Genomic DNA, 1,239 nt, shown 5'->3' with positions numbered 1-1,239 from the left:
AAAGGGCTACTTGGATGACACCATCATAAAGGAACCAGTGTCCGCTACTTAGATGACAGGAGAGGAGTACTTGGGTGACAAGAAAGGGCTGTCATTCCAGCCCAGTTTTCAACCTGCATTTGTGAGACCAACAGGCCAGTACTGGAATGACAAGAAAAATGCTACATTGCACACAATCTAATTCACATAGTACTTTGTATGGCCTTCCTTTTAGCATGTCAAGCTTTATATGGCTCTTATACAATTTAAATAATAACTCTATTTTTTGACCTGTTTCTGTATCATACATGTTGGTATCAACGACTTATAAAATAATTCATCAATTTGTTTAAACCTATCAGATATGATCAAATCATCGTTTGCTTATATGATACTCAATTTAAATAAAATGGGCTTGCCTACAAAAATATTTTTCACCTCGTTCATTTTAGGGTTTGTTCTTTATCCTTATTTTATAAAGCTTCTAAAAAAATCAAAAAAGATGGGCAACCAATTAGGTTATGCGGACCAGAAAGTCATTTAATTACAAAAAGATATACTTCCACTATGGGCGGCATAGTAATACTGATTTCCTCTTTATTACCAATTCTACTTTGGACTCAGTTAACGCCAGATATTCTATTGTTGGTGGTTATAACACTATTTTTTGCTCTGATTGGATTTATTGACGATTATTTAAAATTAAAAACAAATAACCATCAGGGTTTAAGCGCAAAAACCAAAATACTTATCCAATTTATTGTAATTCTGGTTGGTATATCTATGTTTAAGTTGTACTTTACTGAAGATTTTACAAAAATGTTCCTATTTAAAGGAGTAATAATCGACTTTGGCTACCTCTATGTTCCTTTTGCTGCATTTGTGGTTGTCGGCTCTGCTAACGCTGTAAATCTTGCGGATGGCCTCGAGGGCCTTGCTGCAACTCAAGCAATCACTTCTTTTGTCGCTTTGGGACTAGTTTCATATCTGACTCAAGCAGACATGAACATCATTTTATTCTGAATTGCGTTTATAGGAGCGACTTTAAATTTCTTGTGGTTTAATACACATCCAGCAAAAATATTTATGGGTGACATTGGCAGTTTGCCAATCGGTGCAGCTTTAGGGTTAACTAGCGTTTTAATTAAAATGGAAGTGCTTTTTGCTGTTATTGGAGCAATATTTGTAATGGAGACTTTGTCTGTCTTTATTCAGGTATTATATTTTAAATACACAAATTCACGAGCGTACGTTCAACGT

Annotated in this window: 1 pseudogene; it reads left to right on the top strand. The window is 34.8% G+C overall.

Annotated features, from left to right (window positions below):
• Positions 1-388: 388 nt before the first annotated feature.
• Positions 389-1,239 (top strand): annotated as a pseudogene (mraY, locus tag HET73_RS07480) (phospho-N-acetylmuramoyl-pentapeptide-transferase); the annotation flags it as partial.

The organism is Wolbachia endosymbiont of Atemnus politus, from assembly GCF_013309895.1.
The sequence above is the reverse complement of the archived record's forward strand: the minus strand, read 5'-3'. Positions and strand labels throughout refer to the sequence as shown.